This is a genomic window from Thermus sp. KWY1 (assembly GCF_057547025.1).
In genome coordinates, this window is record NZ_BAAJPG010000016.1 from 47,350 (window position 1) to 68,060 (window position 20,711).

The window sequence follows — 20,711 nt, forward strand, 5'->3', positions numbered from 1 at the left end:
CCTATGGACCCCGTCATGGTGGACGCCCACCTGGATTTGGCCTACAACGCCCGGATCCTGGGGCGGGACCTCTCCCTTTCCCTAGATCGGCTCAGGGAGGTGGATCCCCATCCCGAAACCCCCTTGGTGACCCTGGAAAGCCTTAGGGAGGCCCGGGTGGTGGTGGCCTTCGCCACCTTGTTCGTGGACCCCAGGGAAGGGGGCCTCGAGGACTGGCAGGAGGAGGTGTACGCCCAGCTGGCCCTGTACGAGGCCTGGGAGGCCAAGGGATGGGTGAGGATCCTCCGCCACGGAAGGGATCTGGAGGCGCACCTCGCCCGCCACCGGGAGGACCGCATCCTGGGCCTGGTGCTCCTCCTGGAAGGCGCCCATGCCCTCGCCTCCCCTGAGGAGTTGGCTCCTTTGCGGCAAAGGGGCCTCAGGATGCTTTCCCTTACCTGGGCCACCCGGAATGCCTACGCAGGGGGCAACGCCGAGGAGGCTCCCCTGACCGACTTGGGAAGAGCCCTTTTGAGGGAAATGGAGGGCCTGGGAATGGCCCTGGATCTCTCCCACCTGGCGGAGGAAGCCGCCTTCCAGGCCCTGGAGGCCTTCTCGGGCCCGGTGTGCGCCACCCATGCCAACGCCCGGGCCCTGGTGCCCTCCCCCCGCCACCTCTCCGACCAGCTCATGGAGGCCCTAAGGGAGCGGGATGGGGTTTTGGGCTTGGTGCCCTTCAACGCCTTCTTGGACCCCGGTTGGAAGCGGGGCGATCCCAGGCTTCCCCTGGGGGCTTTTCTCCGCCACAAGGTCCATGCGGAAGCCCTCCTGGGCCCCAAGAGGGTGGGCCTGGGCACGGACTGGGATGGGGGATTCGGCCTCGAGGCGGTTCCCCTGGGGCTGGACCGCCACCGAGACCTTTGGTCCTTAGGGGACGAGGCGTTCCTGGGGGAGAACTGGCTTCGCTGGCTACGCTCCTGGTTCTAGGGGCACCACCGCCAGGGTGCAACGGCTTGCCGCCACCAGTTTTTCCTCCTCGTCGTAGACCTTAACCTCCCACACCTGGGTGGTGCGGCCCAGGTGCAGGGGCCTGCCCACGGCCCGGATGGTGCCCTGGCTTTTCCTGCGGATGTGGTTGCAGTTGATCTCCAGGCCGAAGGCGGCATGCCCCGGCGGGCAGTTGAGGAATCCCCCCACGCTGGCCACGCTTTCCGCCAGGGCCACCGTGGCTCCCCCGTGGAGGAAGCCAAAGGGCTGGTGCACCCTGGGGGTCACCTCCAGCTCAGCCACCACCTCCTCCTTTTCCAGCTTCAGGTAGCGCACCCCCAAGGTGGCATCCAGGGTTTCCCGCTGGGGAATGGTTTTTCCTTCCATGCCTTGGAGTATAAAGGGGGCGTGGGCGAGATACGGCTTTTCCCTGGGCTTCTTTCCCCCCCGGCGGGGCTGGAGTTTTTCCTGGACCTCCCCTCGGAGGAGGGGCTTCACCTGATCGCCTTTGCGGAAGGGGCCCTTGCTGCCTTGAAGGTGGCCTTCCAGGAGGGGGCAAGAAGCCTGGTGCTCCTTTCCCCCATCCTGCGGCGGGATGCCCTTCTTTCCGCCAAGCTTGCGGCCTTAAGGCTGGGCCTCGAGGCCCGGGGGAAGGAGGGGTTTGCCCAGGTGGGCCGGGCTCTCTTCTTCGGCCCAAAGGCGGTGGGAAGTGAGGAGATCTTCGCCGCCTGGAAGGAAGGGCTTTCGGAGGAAGGGGTGCAGGCCTGGCTGGCCCTTATGGAAGGGCTTTCCGACGAACGCCGCTGGCTTAGGGGCACGGAGGCCCGGATCCTGGTGGTCCAGGGGGCCTGGGATGCCTTTACCCCGCCTTTTTACGGCAAGGAGGTGGCGGACTTCGCCAAGGGGGAGGCCTTGCGCTTCGCCCTGGAGGAGGCGGGCCACCTGGTGCCCTGGGAGGCCAGGGAGGAGGTGGTGGACCTGGTGGCGGATTTCCTCAGCGGTGAGGCCTTTCGTCCCTTGCCCGGAGGCCTTGCCCTATGAGGCGGACGGGATACCTTCACCTCTATGGGCTCAACCTGGTTTTCGACCGGCTGGGAAGGGGTCCAGGGGTGCTCCTCCTGGCGGATGAGGCAAGGGCCTGGCCCGAGGATCTTCCGGAGGGGTATACCTTCTATCTTTTGGACCTCCCGGGCTACGGCCGCACCGGAGGGCCCTCCATGGCCCCGGAGGAGCTCGCTGAGTACGTGGTGGGTTTTCTGGTCATGCTCAACCTGGGTTCCCCTCCCATCCTGGTCCGGGGAATAGGTGAGGCGGTGGGTGAGGTGCTTAGGGATAGGGGGTATAAGGTGTTCTCTGGAGCTTCCCTAGAGGAAAGCTTGCAAAGGGTCATGGATATGGGGTAGCATGCACAGGGGAGGTATTGGTATGCGGAGGATTCTGGGTGTTTTGGTGGTGGCCTTCGGCCTGGGTTTGGCGCAGTTTTCCGTGGAGAACTTAAAGCCCTCCCTGGCGGCGGTGGGGGGTACCCAGGGCTTTGGCCTCGAGGCCTCCTGGCACTGCCAGCTCTTCCAGCCCCCTGTGGGGGAGGTGCGGCCGGCTTTGGATATCGCCTATAACGTGAACGGAAACTGGAACGGGGCCTTCCTCTTCCGCTACCTGTACCCCCTGGCCGAGGGTTTGAAGGGGGGCGTGGGGCTTGGGGTGGTCATCCCTGGCTTCCAGTTCGGCAACACCAGCCTTTACTTCCGGGCGGATGCCGAGTACGACCTGAAGGCTGCCCTGGGGGTTCCCTTCTTCCTGGGTGGGGACCTAGGCCTTGCGGGAAATAAGCTGGCGGCCCAGCTCAAGGTGGGCTACCGCTTCTAACGGCTACCCAGGGCTGGGGAAGGGTTTAGCCCTCCCCCAGGGCTTCTTCCTCTTCCGGAGCATCCACCTCCACCTTCATCACCTCCCTGAGGAGGCTGGTGGCGTAGCTGCCCTTGGGCAGGAAGAAGGTTAGCCAAAGCCCTTCCGGGGTTTCCTCCAGGGTCCACTCCGTAAGGGGGATGCGGATGGGCCTCCGTGCCCCCCGGCGGGCGCGGAACTCCTCCCGCTTCAGGTCATAGCGGGCCAGGATCTTGTCCTCCAGGGCCCTGGCCTCCCCCTGGGCCTCCGGGTACTTCTTGCCGAAGAGGGGCCCGGTGGCGCTGATTTCGAGCTTTAAAGCCCTTTCCGCCTCCTCCTCTCGCTCCACCAGAAACTCCCCCCCGGTGGCGTGCTTCTTGGCCCAGTCCCCGGGGATGACCCGGTCGTAAAGCCCCCTTTCCATCCTTAGGGCCACCCAGTCGTTGAAGAGAAGGCTTTGCAGGCTTCCAATCAGGAAGCGCTTAAGCCAGGGATTTCCCCTTCCCTTACCCTTCTTCACCAGCTCATAGCCCTTGACCGGGTTCTGCCCCCCGAGGCCAAAGCGCTGGGGGCCGTAGTAGTTGGGAATGCCCTTGGCCTCGAGGGTCTTCAGGATGGCCCGGGCCTGTTCCACGTGGTGGGCCCCGCGAATGAGAATGCGGAAGCGGTTTCCCTTGAGGTGGCCCGTGCGCAGCTTGTTGGTGTGCAGGTTGGCTTCCAGAAGCCGGGTTCCCTTAAGGTTTTCCAGCAAGCAGAGGGCATCCTCGTGTTTGCGGGGGATGGAGAACCACTGGCGGGTTTGAGCGCGCTTGTCCTTCAGCCCCGCCACCCCGATCTCCTTTTCCGGGACCCCCACCTCGTCCCGCAGAAACTCCACCACCTGGCGGGTGGTTAGGCCTTCCTTCTCCAGGAGGAAGTAGAGGTGTTCCCCTTCCCCGCTGGGCAGGTAGGCGGGCACCTCCTCCACCTGGAAGTCCTGGGGAAGGAGGCGGATCGTACCCCCCACGCCGGGAAGGTCCTGGGTGAGGTAGGGGTAGCGCCCGGGGCGAAAGACGAGGTCCATTCCCTTATTCTGGCTTAGGGAAGGGCCTTTAGCCAAGACTCCAGGACCCCGAAGCCGTACCGGAAGAAGGCCTCGGAGGCCAGGTCCACCCCGGCTTGGGCCAGGATCTCCTTGGGGCTTTGGCTTTCCCCCGCCTCGAGGATTCCCAGGTACTTGGGCACGAAGGCCTTTCCCTCCTCCTGGTACTTGCCGTAGAGGGCCAGCACCACCAGGTACCCAAGGGCGTAGCTGTAGGTGTAGAAGCGGTAGTGGACGAAGTGGGGAATGCCGGCCCAGGCCGTTTGGTCCAGCTCCGTCCACTCCACGGCATCCCCGTAAAGCCTTCCTTGCTCCTCCTGCCAGATCCCGTGGAAGGCCTCGGGGGAAAGGGCGGCTTCCCGGCGGGCCTCGAGGCTCCTTCGCTCAAAGAAGGTGTACATGACCTGGCGGAAGAGGGTGCCGATGGCATCCTCCACCCTCTCGGCCAAAAGCAGGGTGCGTTCCTCCGGGGAAAGCCTTTCCAAGAGGAGGTCGTCCAGGAGGATCTCCGCAAAGACGCTGGCGGTTTCCGCCAGGGGGGTGGAGGCCCCGAAGTTCAGGAGACGTTGCTTCCTGGCCAGGTAGAAGTGCACCCCGTGCCCAAGCTCGTGGGCCAGGGTGTGGGCGGCGTCCAGGTCGTCGGTGTGGTTGAGGAGGACGTAGGGGTGGGTGGAGGGAAGCCCGCCCGAGCAGAAGGCCCCACCCCGCTTGCCCGGCCTGGGGTAGGCATCGATCCAGCGCTTTTCGAAGAACTCCCGGGCGATCCTTCCCACCTCGGGGGAGAAGCGGTGGAAGGCGGTGAGGACCAGGTCCTGGGCCTCCTCGAAGGGCACCTTGGGTTTTTCCCTGGCCAAGGGAGCGAGGAGATCCGGGCTTGGGGTTTTCTCCAGGCCCAGCCGCCTTGCCTTCCAGCGGTAGTAGGCCTCCACCAGGGGGTAGTGGGCCTGGGTGGCCTCGAGGAGGGCCTCGATGTCCTTTACCTCCACCTCGTCCCTGAGGGCCACGGGCTCCAGGGGATGGCGGTAACCCCGTAGGCGAAGGTCCTGGAGGTAGTCCAGGAACACCGCATTGAACACCGCGCTTAGGGTGGGGGCTTCGGCCATGAGCTTCCCGTATAGCTCCCGGTGGGCTTCCCGCCGCACCTTGGGGTCGGGGTCCCGCCTTAGGGCCCGCACCTCCATCTCGGTAAGCTCCCTTTCCCCCACCCGGAAGCGGAAGCGGCCGGTGTATTCCGTGTAAAACTGGCTCCAGGCGCTTCTTCCCACCAGGCCCTTGAGGTTTAGAAGCTCCTCCTCCCGCTCGGAAAGGGTGTGGGGGGCGAAGGCCCTCTGCCTTTGTAGGAAGTGGCGGAGGTCGGCAAGGCCGGGGTGCTCCAAGAGGGCCTGGAAGGCTTCCTCGGGGAGCTTGCGCAGGGCCACCTCGAGGGGCACCAGGCGGTTTCGCACCTCGGTGTAGCGGTTCCTTACCCGGTCCAGAAGGGCCTTGGCCCCAGGGTCCTGGGTGCGGGTGGCGAAGTAAAGGGAAGCGTAGTTCAAGGGCTTATAGGCTTTCTCCAGGGCTTCCTCGTAGCGCCGGAAAAGGCCTTCCGCCTGGCTGGGATGGAGGAGGTCCTTGGGGTCCAGGCTGCTGGCGAGGTTCAGAGCCTCGGCCAGGTCCCTTTCGAGGTTTGGGTCCTCAGGGCTAAGGTACAGGTCGGAAAGGTCCCACTCCATGCCGTCCACTATATCGCCCCCATCCGTTTAAGGAATCTGTAAGGCCGCATCCATAGGGTGGGAAGTAGGAAGAGGGGGTGGCAGGTTGTCGGGCATGTCCCGCGCGGCGGCGGATTGTGGGCCCAAGGATAGGCGGTGGCAGAGGGCATTGGGGGATCTTCCCCTGTTGGGGTGGGTGCCTGATGAGAAGGAAGAAGAAGGTAAGGGAAACGGGCTGTCTAGTCCTCCCGGAGCCCAGAAGGAAGGTGAGCCCCTCGAGCCCTCTTCCCAGGAGGAGAAGGCGGGATGAGAGACAGGGTTTTTGGAGGCCAGAAGGGAGTTCTCGGGCTTGGCATATTTCTGGAAAAGCCCTTCCAGCTGGCTTGTTCGCGGGGTCCTTATGCCTGCCCCACCCGGCAGGGAAGTTGGCTCAGAGGATCGGGAGGAAGGTTATGAAGAGGCGGCTAGAAGGCGGCTGGCTTGGCGTTTGGGGGCTCTTCCTCCTTTTAGCCCTGGCGCAGCAGGTGCGCTACCCTCCCAGCTTCGGTCCTTACGAGGACCTTCGGCGCCAGGCCCATGCCCAGTGCCAGGGATATGTGGCCCAGGGAGGGCAGGCTTATGTGCAGTGCCTGCAGCAGATGGCGGTAAGCCTGTGCGGGGGTCCTTATGCACCCCGGATGGATGCCCTGACGGGAGTGGCCTGCATGTCCGCGGTTTTCGCCGGGTACCCTGCCCCCGGGAAACCGGTGCTCAACAAGCCCTCCTACCGGGTGGAGCTGGCGGGAGGCGTGCAGCGGGAACGAGATGTGCGCACGGGCCAGGTGGTCCGTCAAGAGCGCGTTCAACCCGGTCTTCTTTTTACCCTCGAGCGGAAGCAACAAGGTCTCTACCGGGGAACCATGTACGACCCCCAAGGCCGGCCCCAGACGGTCTACTGGGTGAGCGCTTCCTGCGAGCTTCTAGACCAAGATGGCCGGCCCGCCATGGACGGCTGGGCTTGCCCGATGTATCCCAACAAACCCTATCTGCTCCAGCTCCAGGAGGCTCCCGTGGCCGGCCTACCCCCCAACGCGCAGTTCTTCTTCCCGGGGCGGCTAGCGGATGACTTCGATGGGGACGGGGTGGTGGAGATAGGGTACATGGCCACGGGAGGGTCGGGTGGTCGCGCCTATACCTCGGGCTGGGTCCGCGCCTTGGGCTACGATCCCAACACCCGTCTGCTGAAGTACGAGTACCGGGTGGATGCCCGGGAGTCAAAAAACGCCTACACCAGCTACGCCCTGGAGGCTTTGATCCTTTACCGGGTGAGGTGAGGTATGGAGGTCTTGGCCTACGCTCCCTGGCAAAAGCGGGCGGCTTTGGGTCGGCTTGCCTTAGGGCTTTTGAGCATGGGGTTCCTTCTCTGGCTGGGTATGGGCGCGGTGGAGGATGGGGAGGTTGGGTTGGGGCTGGGCTTGGGGTTGATCGCTTTCTTGGTGGGGCTTTTCCTTTACCCGTCCGCCGTGGGGCCTCTTCTGCGCTCGGGGTTCCAGGTGGTTTTGGAGCCGGAGGGGATTCGGGTGGCCGGAAGGCTTTACCCGAAGGACCGCTTGGCGTGGGTGGAGGGGCCCTTTCCTGGGGGAGGCACCGAGGCCCAGTGGCAGAGGTTGATAGAAGTGGGTCGCTTGTCCGCAGGACCCCTTTTCCACCTGGTCATGGGGAGGGAAAGCGAGCCCCTTTGGCTGGACCTGCCGGGCTGGGACCGGATGCTAGCCCACATGGGTGTGGATTGGAAGGAGCAACCGGGCCTGGTGCGGTACCTCCACTCGGTGCGCGGTCTGGCCTGGTTGAACGGGCTTTTGTACCCTCCCGCGGAGGTACAGGAGGAGTGGGAAAGGGCTCGCAGGCGCTACCAAAGGCTTTTTGCCTGGCTGTGGATCGGGGTAGGGTTGGCGGGAGCGGCCCTTGGCCTCGAGGCCCAGCTTCCCGAAAACGCTAGCCTTGCCCTTCTCGGGGTGGGGGTGGCCCTCGGCGGCTATGCCTTCCTCGCTCTTTTCGGCGGCAAGTCTCCCCGGGACGGGTGGGCCGAGGCGTACAACCCCTTCAGGCAAAAGGAAGCCGGGGGAATCAGGGGGTAGGTATGGAAGCAGAGGGACAGGGTATGCAGGAAAAACCAAAGGTAATGCTTCTTTGGCCGCGCAGGGGGCGGGATTGGCTCCTTCTTCTCTTCGCCGCCGTGGTGGTGCTTGGCGTCGTGGGGAACCTTCTTCCCCAGGGGCCTGAGGAGGTGCAGGTGGGGCAGGTGCGCCTGCGGGTGCCCTCGAGGTGGGAGGCCAAGGCGGTGCAGGGCGGATGGGCCCTTCTAAGCCCCCTGGAGGGTCCTAAGGATGCCTTCCGGGAAAACCTGACCCTCCTGGTGGAACCCCTTCCCCAGCCCATGAACTCCCTTCAGTACGCCCAGGTGGTGGCCTGGCGGAACGCAGAGGGGGTGGAGGGGTTTGTCCCAGGGCCGGTCCAGGTGGTCCCCTTGGCGGGTGTGGAGGCTGTGGCCTTTGCCGGGCAGGGGCGGTACGGGGGACGGAGCTTGGAGTTTTGGGTCTGGGCCTTTGTCCTGGGCCAGGAGGGGTACCAGCTTACCCTCACCGGGGAGGTGGGCAAGCTAACCCAGATCCGGCCCCAGGTGGAAGCGGTCTTGGCCTCCATGCGGGTGGGGGGAAGCAGCCCTGTGGCCCAGCCCGGGCCGGGCTTGGGCCCGGGGGCTGGAGGGGGTGGAGCTTCTGGGCCTGCCTCCCCGTCCGTGCCCTGGGGGCCCTCTATGGGTGGGGAGCCCTATTCCCCTGGGTTTTCGGGTGGGGGGGATTTCTCAGGGTCCCCTTATGGCTACGGAGCCGGGGATATCCCTGGGGGAGAACTGCCCATGGACCTCCCAGGTGGGGGCTTGGATTCCTCAGGGTTGGACGAGAGCCTGCAAGAGCATCGGGACTTCAACACCTGGATGGCTGAGGAGTGGAGCCAGCTTCTTTCCGGGGAAACCCCAGAGCCCACCCACCAGGACGAGGAGGGGAACCTTTATTGGGAGGGTCCTTCGGGCCTGCTCCACGAGTGGGGGGATTACAGCGGGGAGTAGGGAGGTGCTGTGGAAACCCTAAGCTACCGGCCCTGGCAACGATGGGCGGCGTGGAAGCGCCTTCTTGCCCTCTCGCTCCCCACGGGCTTCTTTCTAGCCTTAAGCGGGGAAGGGGGCCTTCCCTTCCTCTTGATGGCCATTCCTCCAGCCTTCTATCTTTTCTCCACGGCCCTCGCCCCCATTTTGCGCTCCTCCTTTACGGTGGCTTTGGAGCCGGAGGGGATCAGGGTGGGGAGCCAGTTATACCCCAAGGAGAGGTTTTCCGGGGTGGAGGGGCCCCTGGGTCTTTGGACCCGGTGGGAGGTGCGGCCGGGGAGGTTGAATCCCTACCGCCTTCGCCTGGGCTGGCGTTTGGGCACCAGCCCGCTTTTCCAGCTGGTTTTCGGGGAGGAAAAGGTACCCCTCTGGCTGGACCTGCCCGGTTGGGATCTGCTTCTGCTCCACCTGGGCCTTGACTGGAAGGAGCATCCGGGGTTACGGGAATACCTGGGCTCAGCCCGGGGGCTGGCCTGGCTCAATGGCCTTCTCCATCCCCCCGCTGAGCTGGAAGGAGCATGGGAGGAAGCCAGGAAGCGCTACCGCCAGGTTTCCGCCTGGGCATGGGTGGGCATAGGCTGTATTGGCCTTGGCTTCCTGGGGCCTCAGGCGGCGGGGTCTTCCAGTCCCCTAGCCTTGCTCTTCCTGGCTTTGCCCTTTTTGGGGATGCTCCTTTTGGTTTACCCGCTTATCACCGCCTTCAACATCGGTCGGGGTAGGCCTGGATGGGCGGTGGCGTATAGCCCCTTTGGCCCCCTCGAGGAGCGGGTTCAGGGATAGGGGGCGGCTTTTGCGTAATGGGGGTGCCCTTTTGCCCGGGTTCCTGGAGCGGCTGCGTGTAGCCCCTGAGGTATCCTTAGGGGCGTGGCCGTGTTGGTGGTCTACAAGGGAAGGCCTGCTTTGGCGGTGGAAAAGGGGGACCGTCTGGAGCTCACCCTGCCCGACGGGGCTCGGGTAAAGGTGCGTCCCAAGGATGTCCTCTGGCTTCACCCCGGGCCCGCTTCCCTGGAGTTGAACCCGCCCGAGGGCGAGGAGGAGGCTGCCTGGGAGCTTCTTCAGGGCCAGGTGGTGGATCTCAAGGACTTGGCCGAGCTGGTCTACGGGGCGTACACGCCCGAGACCGCTTACGGGGCCTATCTTCTGGCGCAAAGGGGGGAGCGCTTCCTCCTGGAGGGGGAAAGGGTCCGGGCCCGCACCCGGGAGGAAGTGGAGGCCCTCCTCGAGGCCAGAAGAAAGCGGGAGGAACAGGAGCGGCGCTTCCAGGAGGGGGTAAGGCGGCTTAGGGAAGGGGTGCCCGCCCCCGAGGACCGCTCCTTAATCCAGGAGGTGGAGGCCATGGCCCTGGGAGAAAGAGGGGAAAGCCGGGTGCTCAGAGCCCTGGGCCTTCCCGAAACACCAGAGGCCGCCCATGGCCTTCTCCTGCGCCTCGGGGTGTGGCAGCGGCAGAATCCCCATCCCAGGCGGCTTGGGCTTATCCTCGTTCCTCCTGAGCTTCCCCTACCTCCCCTTCCCCAGGAAAAGCGGGTGGACCTGACCCACCTCCCCGCCTACGCCATTGACGACGAGGAAAGCCAGGACCCGGACGACGCCGTCTATGCCGAAAGGGTACCCGAGGGTTTCCAGCTTTGGGTGCACGTGGCGGATGTGGCGGCCTTGGTGGAGCCTTTTAGCCCCTTGGACCAGGAGGCCATGCGCCGGGGGGCCAACCTGTACCTGCCCGAGGGGACGGTACCCATGCTGCCCCAGGAGGCCACCTGGGTTCTGGGCTTGGGCCTGAAGGAGGTGTCCCCGGCCCTGACTTTTCGCCTCAAGGTTTCCGGGGAAGGGGAGATCCTGGAGGAGGAGATTGTCCCAAGCTGGGTAAGGGTGAGGAGGCTCAGCTACCGGGAGGCCCTGGGGGTGGAGGAGCTTGCCCCTTTGCGGGACCTGGCCTTGGCCTTCCGGCGGAAGCGCCTGGCCCAAGGGGGGCTGGACCTCCGCCTACCCGAGGTGAAGGTGCGCTTGGAGGGCCAGGAGGTAAGGATCCGTCCCCTCGAGGCCTACGAAAGCCGCATCTGGGTCCAGGAGGCCATGCATCTCGCGGGTTATGCCGCCGCCCACCTGGCCCTCAGGGAGGGACTGCCCTTCCCCTTCGCCACCCAGGAGGCTCCCGCCAGCCGGGTGGAAGGGGAGGGGCTTAGCGCCATGTGGGAGCAACGCAAGGCTCTGAAGAGGGCCCAGCTCAAGGCCGTGCCCGCACCCCACAGGGGCCTGGGCCTTCCCCTCTACGCCCAGGTGACGAGCCCTTTAAGGCGCTACCTGGACCTGGTGGCCCACCAGCAGCTAAGGGCCTGGTTGAAAGGGGAGAAGCTCCTTTCCCAGGAGGAGCTCTTGCAACGGGTGGGGGCGGCGGAGGCCATGGCCGACCTGGTGCGGGAGGCGGAGAGGAAGAGCAAGCTCCACTGGATCCTGGTCTACCTGATGGAGAAGGGGTACGAGGGAAGGGGAATCCTGGTGGAGAAAAGGGGAGGGCAGGGGATTTTCCTCCTGCCGGAGCTGGGCCTGACTGCCCAGGTGGCCCTCAGCAAACCCCTACCCCTGGATGCTGAGGTCCGCCTCCGCTTTCTGGAGGCGGACCTCCCTCGCCTCGAGGCCCGCTTCACCCTTCTCTAGCCTGCGAACCTTCCTGGACGAGGCTCGTGGGCGAGTGGTATTACATGTGCTCGATCAAGGCCTGGCCGAACTCGCTGGTCCTAAGGAGGGTGGCGGGCTTACCCTCTGCCTGGAGGAGGCGGTGGAAGTCGTAGGTAACGAGCCCCTTGGCAATGGTGCGCTCCATGGCCTGGATGATGAGGTCTGCTGCCTCGTTCCAGCCCATGTAGCGGAGCATCATCTCCCCCGAGAGGATGACGCTGGAGGGGTTCACCTTGTCCTGGCCCGCATACTTGGGCGCGGTTCCGTGGGTGGCCTCAAAGACCGCATGCCCCGTTTGGTAGTTGATGTTGGCCCCTGGGGCAATGCCGATTCCACCCACCTGGGCGGCCAGGGCATCGGAGATGTAGTCCCCGTTGAGGTTCAAGGTGGCGATCACCGAGTACTCGTCGGGGCGAAGGAGGATCTGTTGCAGGAAGTTGTCGGCGATCATGTCCTTGATGACGATCTCCCGGCCGGTGCGGGGGTTTTTCAGCACGTGCCAGGGGCCACCATCCAGGGGCGTGGCCCCGTACTTCTCCCGGGCCAGGGCGTAGCCCCATTCCCGGAAGGCTCCTTCCGTGAACTTCATGATGTTGCCCTTGTGCACCAGGGTGACGCTGGGCAGGTCCTCCTTGATGGCGTAGGCGATGGCGGCGTCCACCAGGCGCTCCGTGCCCTCCTTGGAGACGGGCTTGATCCCGATTCCCGAGGTCTCCGGGAAGCGGATCTTGGCGTAGGCCTTGGGGAACTCCCGCTTGAGGAAGTCCAGGACCTTTTGCACCTCCTCGCTGCCTGCAGGCCACTCAATCCCGGCATAGATGTCCTCGGTGTTCTCCCGGAAGATGACCATGTTGACCAGCTCGGGGTGCTTCACCGGGCTGGGTACCCCTTTGAACCAGCGCACGGGGCGCACGCAGGCGTAAAGGTCCAGCTCCTGCCTTAGGGCCACGTTGATGGAGCGGATGCCCCCGCCCACCGGGGTGGTCAGGGGCCCTTTGATGGCCACCAGGTACTCGCGGATGAAGTCCAGGGTTTCCTCGGGTAGCCATACAGGCTCCCCATAAACCTGGTTAGCCTTTTCCCCGGCGTAGATCTCCGCCCAGGCGATTTTGCGCCTTCCCCCGTAGGCCTTTTCTACGGCGGCATCTAAGACGGGCCTGGCGGCTCTCCAGATGTCCGGCCCCGTCCCATCCCCTTCGATGAAGCCGATGATGGGCTGGTCCGGCACCTGGAGAACCCCGTTTTGGATGGTGATCCTTTCGCCGTCCTCTGGGATTTGGATATGCTTGTAGGTCATACCTGACCTCCGGGCCATAGCATACCCCTTTCCTGAGGGAAAAGTGTCCTAGACTGGGGCCATGCCCGAGGTCCTGGTGGTGGGGGTGGGAATCGTGGGGGCGGCTTGTGCCTACCGCCTGGCGGAGGCGGGCCTCGAGGTCCTGGTTCTGGAAAGGGAGGCCACCTTTGCCCAGGGCTCCACGGGAAAGAGCGCCGCCGGGGTGCGGGTGCAGTTCTCCGAGCCCTTAAACATCCTTCTTTCCTACCACTCCATCCTGGAGTACCAAAGGATTCCGGAGGCCAGCTACCGGCCCATCGGCTACCTCTTCCTGGTGCCGGAGGCCCTGAGGGAAGCCCAGGAGGAAGCCTTGGCTACCCAGCGGGCTTTGGGGGTGCCTGTGGAGAAGCTTTCCCTAAAGAAGGCCCAATCCCACGTGCCCTTCCGGGAGGAGGGCCTGGCCTACGCCACCTTCGGTCCCATGGATGGGGTCATAGACCCTCATGGGGTTACCGCCCACTACCTCAGGGAGGCCAGGCGGCTTGGGGCCAGGGTGCGCTTTTCCGAGCCCCTCGTGGCCGCCCGGAGAAAGAAGGGGGTATGGCGGGTGGAAACCCCCTTGGCGGCGTACGAGGCTCCCTTTCTCCTCCTTTGCACCGGAGCCTGGACGGGGGAGGTGGGGAAAAGGCTTGGCCTGGAGATTCCCATCCGGCCCGTGCGCCGCATGGTCTTCGCCACGGCCCCCGCTCCCTTTCCCCATGCCTTTCCCCTCACCATAGACCTGGCCACGGGCTTCTACCTGCGTTCGGAGGGGGCGAGGGTGCTCATGGGCCGGTCCAACCCGGATGAGCCCCCGGGTTTTTCCGAGGGCATGGACTGGAGATGGCTGGCTCCGACCCTCGAGGCGGGCCTTTCCCGCTTTCCCTTCCTGGAAGGGCTTGCCCTGGACCGAAGGGCCAGCTGGTGGGGCTACTACGAGATGACCCCGGATGCCAACCCCATCCTGGGTTTTGTGGAGGAGGGGCTTCTGGTGGCGGCGGGTTTTTCCGGCCACGGGGTCCAGCAGGCGGCCATGGTGGGGAGGCTTATGGCGGAGGAAGTGGTCCACGGGAAGGCGAGGAGCCTGGATATAACCCCGTTCCGCTTGGATCGCTTCCGGGAAGGGCGTTTCCTGAAGGAGAAGGGGATCGTGTAGACTGGGGGTGTCCTGCAAGGTCGCCTACGGGCCCACCGGGACGGAAGAGGGGTTTTATGAGAATATTGCTGGCGGGATTGTTGTTTTGGGGATTGGCCTTGGGGCAGGCCGTGGTCAAGGGCTTGACCCCGGCCGAGGTGGAAGGGATTCTCAAGCAGGCGGGTCTTGCCTACGAGAAGACGGATGCCCAGGAGTTCCGTCTGGAGATGGCTGGCTTGACTAAGGTCTGGCTCTACCTGGATTTCTGCCAGGAGGGGCGGTGCGGGGTTCTGACCCTAAGCGCCGGATTCACCCTGGACGAGGTGCCGGACCTCGAGGCCGTGAACGCCTGGAACCGGGACCGCCGTTTTAGCCGGGCCTTTTTGGACGAGGAGGGAACCGTGTGGGTGGAATCGGACCTGGACCTCACGGGAGGGGTGAGCCTGGGGGCGGTGAGGGCCTTCTTGGACCTTTTCGCCGAAGAAATCCTCCCCGACTTCATGGATCACATCGGCTTTGAACCTTGACCGCTTGGGGGCCCTCCCCTAAGATGGGGATTGCCTGGTGCGCCCGTGGCGGCGTAGCTCAGGTGGTCAGAGCACACGACTCATAATCGTGGTGTCGTGGGTTCGAGTCCCACCGCCGCCACCAGCATCGGGATGCGAGGCTTAACCCCCCGGTAACGTGGCCGGGGGGTGTGGCCTTTTGGGGGGCTCGAGGCTGAGGAATCCAGGGACCGAGGTTGGCCTTGAGGGCCTCGAGGTTGCTACACTGGAAACCACGGGGCCCGGGATCCCCCCGGCCGCCCCAGGAGGTTTATGCGCGCCCACATCATTACCTTCGGATGCCAGATGAACGAGTACGACTCCCACCTGGTGGCCAGCGAGCTGGTGAGCCTGGGGTGGGAGCTGGTGGATTCGGTGGAGGAGGCGGACTTCGTCCTGGTGAACACCTGTGCGGTCCGCGGGAAGCCCGTGGAGAAGGTGCGCTCCCTTCTAGGCCAGCTTCGGAAGGAGAAGGATAGGCGAGGGCTTCTCATCGGGCTCATGGGCTGCCTGGCCCAGCTGGACGAGGGTCAGCAGATGGCCCGGAAGTTTGGGGTGGATGTTCTCCTGGGCCCGGGAGCCCTTACCTCCTTGCCCGAGGCCTTGAAGGGGAACCAGCGCTTCTGGGACCTCACCTTCAAGGAAGATCTTTTGGACTACATCCCCCCGCCTCCCAGGGGAGCGCTTTCCGCCCACGTGACCATCATCCGGGGGTGCAACCACCACTGCACCTACTGCATCGTCCCCACCACCCGGGGCCCTGAGGTTTCCCGCCACCCGGACCTGATCCTGAAGGAGATCGAAACCCTGAAGAAGGCCGGGGTGGTGGAGGTGACCCTCCTCGGGCAGAACGTGAACTCCTACGGCAAGGACCAGCCGGGCTTCCCCTCCTTCGCCGAACTCCTGAGGATGGTGGGGCAGATGGGCATTCCCAGGGTGCGCTTCCTCACCAGCCACCCGGTGAACTTCACCGACGACATCATCGAGGCCATTGCCGAAACCCCTGCCATCACCCGTTACATTCACCTGCCGGTGCAGTCTGGCTCGGACCGGGTGCTTAGGCGCATGGCCCGGGAGTACCGGCGGGCGCAGTACCTGGAAAGGATCAGGAGGATCCGCGAGATCCTGCCGGATGCCGTGCTTTCCACGGACATCATCGTGGGCTTCCCCGGGGAGACGGAGGAGGACTTCCAGGAAACCCTCTCCCTCTACGACGAGGTGGGCTACGACCAGGCCTACATGTTCATCTACTCTCCTCGGCCCGGTACCCCCGCCTACAAGCACTTCCAGGACCTGCCCCGCGAGGTGAAGGTGGAAAGGCTCCAGCGTCTCATTGAAAAGCAGAAGGAGTGGAGCTACCGCCGCAACCTGGAGTGGGTGGGGAAGACCGTGGAGGTTCTGGTGCGGGGGGTGGCCAAGGAGGAAGGGTACGTGCAGGGGCACGACCGCGGGAACCATCCGGTGCTGGTTCCCGCCCACCAGGCTCCCACCCCGGGGCTGTACCAGGTGGAGATCAAGCAGGCCACCCCGCACCTGCTCTTTGGGGAGGTGGTGGGGGCCAGGGAGCCTGCGCCCATCCCCTTGCCCGTGGCCTGAGGAGGCGGCATGCGCCAGCACTTCCTCCCCTTTAGCGGTGCCTTGGCCCTTTTCCTTCTCGTTTATGCGGCCTCCCGCTTCGCCCTTTGGGGGCTTGTCCTGGCAGCCTTTCTTGCTTATCTTCTGTATCTGGGCCTACTCCGCTGGCAGGGAAGGCTTTTGGCCAAGGGGCCTTCGCGGGTAGCCTTGGAGCGCCTGGCCATGAGGGAAGCCTGGCGGAAGGGGGGGTTCTTGAGCCCGAAGGACCTTGGAGCCTTCCTCCCCCAGGACGAAGCGGAACGCCTCCTAGAGGGCCTGGCGGCCAGGGGTTTGTGCCGGAGGGAGGGGGAGGGCTTTCGCTTCTGACCCCAGCAGGGGATGAGGAAGGTGGAGGAAGCCGAGGCGGTGGTCCTGGGAGCCGGGGTGGCGGGGCTTACCGCCGCCTGGCTTCTCAAGGAAAGGGGCCTTAGGGTGCGGGTGGTGGCCCAGGGCCTGGGGGAGGCAAGCCGGGTGCCCGTGGCCTTGGTGAACCCCTTGCGGGGGAAGCGTTTTACCCTGGCGAGAAAGGGAGAGGAGGCCCTCGAGGCGGCCCTTCGCTTTTACAGCCGCTTCGTGCCCTTGCACCTGGGTGTCTATCGCCCGGTGCCGGAAGGGGAGAGGGAGAAGGTGGACTCTCGGCTTGGCAGGCTTAAGCACACCTGGCACCAAGGGGGTGTCTTGCTGGAAGAGGCTTTCTGGCTGGAGCCCAGGCCCCTTTTGCAGAAGCTCTCGGAGGGGGTTGGCGTGCTCAGGTCCCGGGTTCTGGCCTGGGAGCCTCCCTACCTCTTCCTGGAAGGAGGAGGGCGGATAAGGGGGGAGGTGTTGGTCTACGCAGGGGGTGGGCAGGGAGCCCATCTTTTGGGCCTGGAGGGGCGGCACATCCCTGGGCTGGTCCTCCTCCTGCTGGATTACTTCCCCCGGGCCATCAGCTACCGGGTCTACCTGGCGGGAAGCGCCCTAGGGGGAAGCTACCTCCCCCATCGTTCCGATCCGGAGGCTCCCCCTCCCACGGAAGGGGAGGTGGAATGGCTTCTAAAGGGCGCGGAAGACCTTCTGGGCTACCGCCCTTCGGTGGCCTCCGCATGGCGGGGAGTGCGCTTCCGGCTGGACCCCTCTCTTCCGCCTGGGGGTGTGGACCTTCCCTACCTGTTTCCCGTGGAAGGTGGCTTTGCCCTTACGGGCTTTGGCTCCACGGGTTTTCTCTATGCCCCCTGGCTGGGGGAAAGGCTTCTTGAGGCCTTAGGATGGTAGGCATGTACTCGGGAGCGGTGATCGCCGGGGGGCTTTCCCGCAGGTTCGGGGAGGACAAGGCCCTTTACCCCTATCGGGGAAAGCCCCTGATCCAGTGGGTTTTGGATAGCCTCCAGGAGGCGGGGGAGCGGTTCATCGTGGCCAACAGGCCCTATCCCAGCTTTGGCGTGCCCGTGTATCCCGACCTGCTTCCGGGGGCGGATAGCCTTTCCGGCCTGCACTCCGCCCTCTTTCACGCCCGCTACCCCTGGGTGGCGGTGGCGGCCACGGACCTGCCCTTTCTGAGGCCGGAATACTGGGCCTTTCTCTATGAGCACGCCCTGGCCTCCCCTCACCCGGTGGTGGTGGCCTACAACCCGGAAGGCCACCTCGAGCCCCTCATGGCCTTCTACCACAAGGACTGCCTTCCCCAGGTGGAGTTGCAGATCCGGGAAGGGGATTTCCTCCTGAGGCGGGTGATGGAGGTGTTGGGGGCCACCTATATCCCAGCGGAGGAGGTGGTGGTGCGCTTCGGCGCCCAGGTCTTCCTGAACGCCAACCGCAAGGAGGAGCTTCCCTAGTCCCGCACCCGGATGCGGGCGGTGTGAACCCGGTTCCCATCCAGGTAGAGTTCCAGCTCGTAGGCTCCCGGGGTCTTAGGGGCCAGGAGGGTGCCTCGGTAGGTGAAGTCGTCCACCTTCTCCAAGGGGACGATCAGAGGGCCTAGCCGCACCTCCACCCGGCTTGCCCTTCGGAGGAGGCGGGCCTCGAGGCGCACTTCCTCCCCCGGGTCCAGGAGGGCGGGGCTGGCCTGAAGAATGGCCAGGGGACCGGGCCGCACGGTGAGGAGGGCCGAGGTTTCGGTGCGCTGGCCCATGCCCTCGGCCACCACCTTGACCTCGAGGCTTCCCTGCCCTTCCACGGGAAGGTAGGCCCCGAAAAGCCCCTCCCCCAGGGGTTGTAAGGGATAGGTCCGCCCTGACAACTCCGCCCACACCCTTTCCGGCCTTCCCTGGACGTGGGCCCTTAGGGGAAGCTCGGCTCCTGGGGGCAGGACTGTGGGCAGGGGTTCTAGGACCAGAGCCAGGCTTTCCTCGGTGAGGGTGTGCACGATTTCCCGCACCACCGGCCTGGCGGCCAGGAGCACCTGGGGTAGGGGACCGGGCTCCAGGGCCAGGGATACGGGTTCCCCGGGCTCCTGCAGCTTGTCCAGGCTGGTGGGATCCAGGCTGAGGGTGTAGGTGCCTGGCAGAAGCCCTCCTATCACGAAGGCCCCGCGCCCATCGGCGGTGGCGGTGCGGGATTCCACACCCTGGAGGCGGATGCGAGCGTAGGGGAGGGGAGGTTCGCCTTCCTCCCTGACGCCGTTCCGGTTCGTGTCCAAAAATACCTGGCCCATCAGGCCCACCACGGTTTCCACGGGTAGGTCCAGGGGTAGGGTGAGGCCTCTTTCCACCTTGGCCTCCACCCGGCGGCGCAGGGCCAGGCTGGCCTCGAGGCCTCCTACCTCCAGGCGGTAGCTTCCGGGGTAAAGCTCCAGCCGGTAGCGGCCCCCTGCGTCGGCCACCGCCTCCAGGCCCCCCACCCGAACCTTCGCCCCGGGCAGGGGAGGTTCGTCGGGACCCTTTATCCCGTCCCGGTTTCGGTCGTGGAAGACTAGGCCCTCCACATACCCCGTGGCCCGGCCGCCAAAGGCCTGGACCACTTCCTCGGGGGTGTCAAACCCGCCCTTGATCTCCAGGGCCCCCAAGGCCGCCAGTTTCAAGGTTCCTTGGGCGTACCGGCCTTCCAAGCCCAGGCCCAAGATCCCTTCCCGGTAAGCCAGGCCAAAACGCCCATCCAGGCGCCTTTGTTCCAGGTCGTACCCCAGGCCCAGGCTTCCCTCCCACGGAGGAAAAGTACCTTGGATGGAAGCCAGGAGGCGCCGGGTTTCGGCGGCAGTGTAGCCAAGCTGCAACGCATAGTCCCGCTCCCGGTAGCTGGCGTAAAGGCCCAGGTAGGGGCCCGTGGGGTTCCGCCCCAGGCTTCCGCCAAGTTCAAGCCCTCCTTCCCGGTAGCGGGCGGCCAGGCCAAGGACCAGGCCTCCCTGGGTTCCCACCGTGCCGCTTACGGAGAAGGGCTCCCTTAAGGGGCGGTAGGCCAGGGTGTAGAGGAGGCCATAGGTGGTGGCCAGGCGGAAGGTGAGGCTATGGGTGGTGGCCTCGTCCAGGCGCTCGGTGAGGGTGGCCGAACCCTGCCAGGTTCCTCCCTCGTAGGCCACCTCCCCCTTGAAGCCCAGGGGGTCCTGGCTCCGGCTGGCTCCGCCCAGGCGGAGCCTGAGGCCTTCCAGGTACTCAAACCTCCCCGTAAGGCTTAGCTCCCGGTTTTCCAGCTTGCCCTCGAGGCCAGCTCCAGCCCGCACCGCCTCGGGGTCGGCCCTGCGGCTCACCACCCCGTAGGGCACCAGGGTGAGCCCGCCTTCCTGGAAGGCGTAGCCCACGCTGAAGCGCTGACCCAGGGTGCTCAGGTGGGTGGCGAGCCGTAGGGGACCCTCCTCGTAGGTTCCCCCCAGGCTCAGCCCGCCCCCAGCCCAGGCGGCATAGCCCTGGAAGGGCCCAAGTTCCCCTTCCAGCCGGTAGACCCCGGGGTAACCGCGAAAACCCAGGGAGAAGTCTTCCCCGAAAAGGAAGGCTTCGCCTGCAAGCCCTTCGGCCTTAAGGCCCAGGCTGGAGCTTAAGCGCACGAAGTCGGAAAGCGCCCCTCCTAAGGAAAGGGTAAGGGCGTAGCCTGTATCTTCCTGGCTGTATCGAGCGGTGAGGCCAAACCGGTAGAAGAGGGCTTGTCGGGAAAGCTTTTCCGCCCCGGCGAAGGGCTGGATAACGGTTTCAATCACCCCGTAGGCCCGCACCTTGGGGTCCAGGCTGGAGTAGGCGAGGATGGTGGCCGTGTCCCGGTTGCGACCCACGAGGCGTAGCTCCAGGCTCACCTCCTTGGCCTCCCCCGGGGCCAGTTCCAGAACCTCCTGGGAAAGCCGGTAGGGAAGAAGGCTTCGCACCTCGAGGCGCACCCGGTCCACGGCGTTGCCCGTGTTGCGTACGCTCAAGGTGTAACTCAGGCTTTCCCCTGCCACCCCCTCGCCGCCAGGGGGAACTTTCAGCTCCACTCCTGCCCGTACCAGGATGCGCACCCGCACCGTGCGGGTCTCCCGGCTATCCCTGAGCACCAAAGGGTGTTCCCCCGCCAGGGCCTCCGGCCCCACCAGGAAGTTCAGTACCCCTTCCCCTACAATCCCTTGCGAGAGGGGGACGAGTCCTTTGGGCACTTCCACCGCCATCACTTCCCCTTCCCCCCGCACGGGCACGCTTAGGAAGCCTCCTTGCTGGGCTTCCAGGACCTCGGGGGCCTCGAGGGCCACCCCAAAGCCCAGAAGAAGGAGAAGGGCCAGGGCCCGCATGG

At 65.2% G+C, this 20,711-nt stretch carries 20 protein-coding genes and 1 tRNA gene; 16 read left to right on the top strand and 5 right to left on the bottom strand.

Annotated elements, in window-relative coordinates; all coding sequences use genetic code 11:
• Positions 1-3: 3 nt before the first annotated feature.
• A complete protein-coding gene (locus tag AC27GT_RS03815) occupies positions 4-966 on the top strand; it encodes a dipeptidase (protein WP_219758661.1) in 963 nt (320 codons plus the stop codon).
• On the opposite strand, the gene AC27GT_RS03820 is transcribed toward AC27GT_RS03815, so the two are convergent.
• Positions 949-1,353 carry a PaaI family thioesterase gene (locus tag AC27GT_RS03820; RefSeq protein ID WP_219758660.1) on the bottom strand — a complete coding sequence of 135 codons (405 nt, stop codon included), beginning with the start codon at positions 1,351-1,353 and terminating at the stop codon, positions 949-951. The genes AC27GT_RS03815 and AC27GT_RS03820 overlap by 18 nt on opposite strands.
• A gap of 21 nt (positions 1,354-1,374) precedes the next feature.
• On the opposite strand from AC27GT_RS03820, the gene AC27GT_RS03825 reads away from it, so the two are divergent.
• Genes AC27GT_RS03825 through AC27GT_RS03835 form a run of 3 tightly spaced genes read left to right on the top strand, consistent with a single transcriptional unit; the run spans position 1,375 to position 2,832 of the window.
• Positions 1,375-2,007: an alpha/beta fold hydrolase gene (locus AC27GT_RS03825; RefSeq protein WP_219758659.1), complete on the top strand. Its 633-nt coding sequence runs from the start codon at positions 1,375-1,377 to the stop codon at positions 2,005-2,007.
• Complete coding sequence (locus tag AC27GT_RS03830; RefSeq protein WP_219758658.1) at positions 2,004-2,369, top strand: alpha/beta fold hydrolase; 366 nt, start codon at positions 2,004-2,006, stop codon at positions 2,367-2,369. The genes AC27GT_RS03825 and AC27GT_RS03830 overlap by 4 nt, the downstream gene beginning before the upstream one ends.
• Before the next feature lie 22 nt (positions 2,370-2,391).
• Positions 2,392-2,832 (top strand): hypothetical protein, encoded by a 441-nt coding sequence (locus tag AC27GT_RS03835; RefSeq protein WP_219758657.1) that lies wholly within the window; start codon positions 2,392-2,394, stop codon positions 2,830-2,832.
• Between the two features lie 25 nt (positions 2,833-2,857).
• On the opposite strand, the gene truD is transcribed toward AC27GT_RS03835, so the two are convergent.
• Positions 2,858-3,913 (bottom strand): tRNA pseudouridine(13) synthase TruD, encoded by a 1,056-nt coding sequence (truD, locus tag AC27GT_RS03840; protein WP_219758656.1) that lies wholly within the window; start codon positions 3,911-3,913, stop codon positions 2,858-2,860.
• A gap of 14 nt (positions 3,914-3,927) precedes the next feature.
• On the bottom strand, positions 3,928-5,643 hold the full coding sequence (locus AC27GT_RS03845; RefSeq protein ID WP_219758655.1) for a M3 family oligoendopeptidase: 1,716 nt from the start codon (positions 5,641-5,643) through the stop codon (positions 3,928-3,930).
• 431 nt (positions 5,644-6,074) lie between these two features.
• Here AC27GT_RS03845 and AC27GT_RS03850 point away from each other — a divergent pair, with 431 nt between their 5' ends.
• The 5 genes from AC27GT_RS03850 to AC27GT_RS03870 all read left to right on the top strand — a co-directional run bounded on the left by AC27GT_RS03850 (position 6,075) and on the right by AC27GT_RS03870 (position 11,416).
• Entirely contained in the window at positions 6,075-6,935 is an 861-nt protein-coding gene (locus tag AC27GT_RS03850; RefSeq protein WP_219758654.1) for a hypothetical protein, read from the top strand.
• Positions 6,936-6,938: 3 nt separating this feature from the next.
• Positions 6,939-7,739: a hypothetical protein gene (locus AC27GT_RS03855; RefSeq protein ID WP_219758653.1), complete on the top strand. Its 801-nt coding sequence runs from the start codon at positions 6,939-6,941 to the stop codon at positions 7,737-7,739.
• 44 nt (positions 7,740-7,783) lie between these two features.
• Positions 7,784-8,728, top strand: a complete 945-nt coding sequence (locus AC27GT_RS03860) for a hypothetical protein (RefSeq protein WP_246584082.1) — start codon at positions 7,784-7,786, stop codon at positions 8,726-8,728.
• Between the two features lie 9 nt (positions 8,729-8,737).
• Positions 8,738-9,544 carry a hypothetical protein gene (locus AC27GT_RS03865; RefSeq protein ID WP_219758651.1) on the top strand — a complete coding sequence of 269 codons (807 nt, stop codon included), beginning with the start codon at positions 8,738-8,740 and terminating at the stop codon, positions 9,542-9,544.
• 84 nt (positions 9,545-9,628) lie between these two features.
• A complete protein-coding gene (locus AC27GT_RS03870; RefSeq protein WP_219758650.1) occupies positions 9,629-11,416 on the top strand; it encodes an RNB domain-containing ribonuclease in 1,788 nt (595 codons plus the stop codon).
• Positions 11,417-11,456: 40 nt separating this feature from the next.
• On the opposite strand, the gene icd is transcribed toward AC27GT_RS03870, so the two are convergent.
• Entirely contained in the window at positions 11,457-12,734 is a 1,278-nt protein-coding gene (icd, locus tag AC27GT_RS03875) for an NADP-dependent isocitrate dehydrogenase (protein WP_038029544.1), read from the bottom strand.
• Positions 12,735-12,795: 61 nt separating this feature from the next.
• Here icd and AC27GT_RS03880 point away from each other — a divergent pair, with 61 nt between their 5' ends.
• The 7 genes from AC27GT_RS03880 (at position 12,796) to AC27GT_RS03910 (ending at position 17,857) form a co-directional block, all read left to right on the top strand.
• Positions 12,796-13,908 carry an NAD(P)/FAD-dependent oxidoreductase gene (locus AC27GT_RS03880; protein ID WP_038029543.1) on the top strand — a complete coding sequence of 371 codons (1,113 nt, stop codon included), beginning with the start codon at positions 12,796-12,798 and terminating at the stop codon, positions 13,906-13,908.
• 56 nt (positions 13,909-13,964) lie between these two features.
• On the top strand, positions 13,965-14,414 hold the full coding sequence (locus AC27GT_RS03885; protein ID WP_054392036.1) for a YbjN domain-containing protein: 450 nt from the start codon (positions 13,965-13,967) through the stop codon (positions 14,412-14,414).
• 47 nt (positions 14,415-14,461) lie between these two features.
• Positions 14,462-14,538: transfer RNA gene (locus AC27GT_RS03890), tRNA-Met, on the top strand.
• Positions 14,539-14,705: 167 nt separating this feature from the next.
• Complete coding sequence (gene miaB / locus AC27GT_RS03895; RefSeq protein WP_015717726.1) at positions 14,706-16,028, top strand: tRNA (N6-isopentenyl adenosine(37)-C2)-methylthiotransferase MiaB; 1,323 nt, start codon at positions 14,706-14,708, stop codon at positions 16,026-16,028.
• Between the two features lie 9 nt (positions 16,029-16,037).
• A complete protein-coding gene (locus tag AC27GT_RS03900) occupies positions 16,038-16,373 on the top strand; it encodes a hypothetical protein (RefSeq protein WP_038030561.1) in 336 nt (111 codons plus the stop codon).
• Positions 16,374-16,385: 12 nt separating this feature from the next.
• Positions 16,386-17,297, top strand: coding sequence for an NAD(P)/FAD-dependent oxidoreductase (locus AC27GT_RS03905; RefSeq protein WP_487223559.1), 912 nt, complete (start codon positions 16,386-16,388; stop codon positions 17,295-17,297).
• A gap of 2 nt (positions 17,298-17,299) precedes the next feature.
• Entirely contained in the window at positions 17,300-17,857 is a 558-nt protein-coding gene (locus tag AC27GT_RS03910) for a molybdenum cofactor guanylyltransferase (protein ID WP_487223586.1), read from the top strand.
• Here the strand turns inward: AC27GT_RS03910 and AC27GT_RS03915 are convergent.
• On the bottom strand, positions 17,854-20,709 hold the full coding sequence (locus AC27GT_RS03915; protein ID WP_487223560.1) for a hypothetical protein: 2,856 nt from the start codon (positions 20,707-20,709) through the stop codon (positions 17,854-17,856). The two genes, AC27GT_RS03910 and AC27GT_RS03915, sit on opposite strands and share 4 nt — an antisense overlap.
• Positions 20,710-20,711 lie beyond the last annotated feature (2 nt).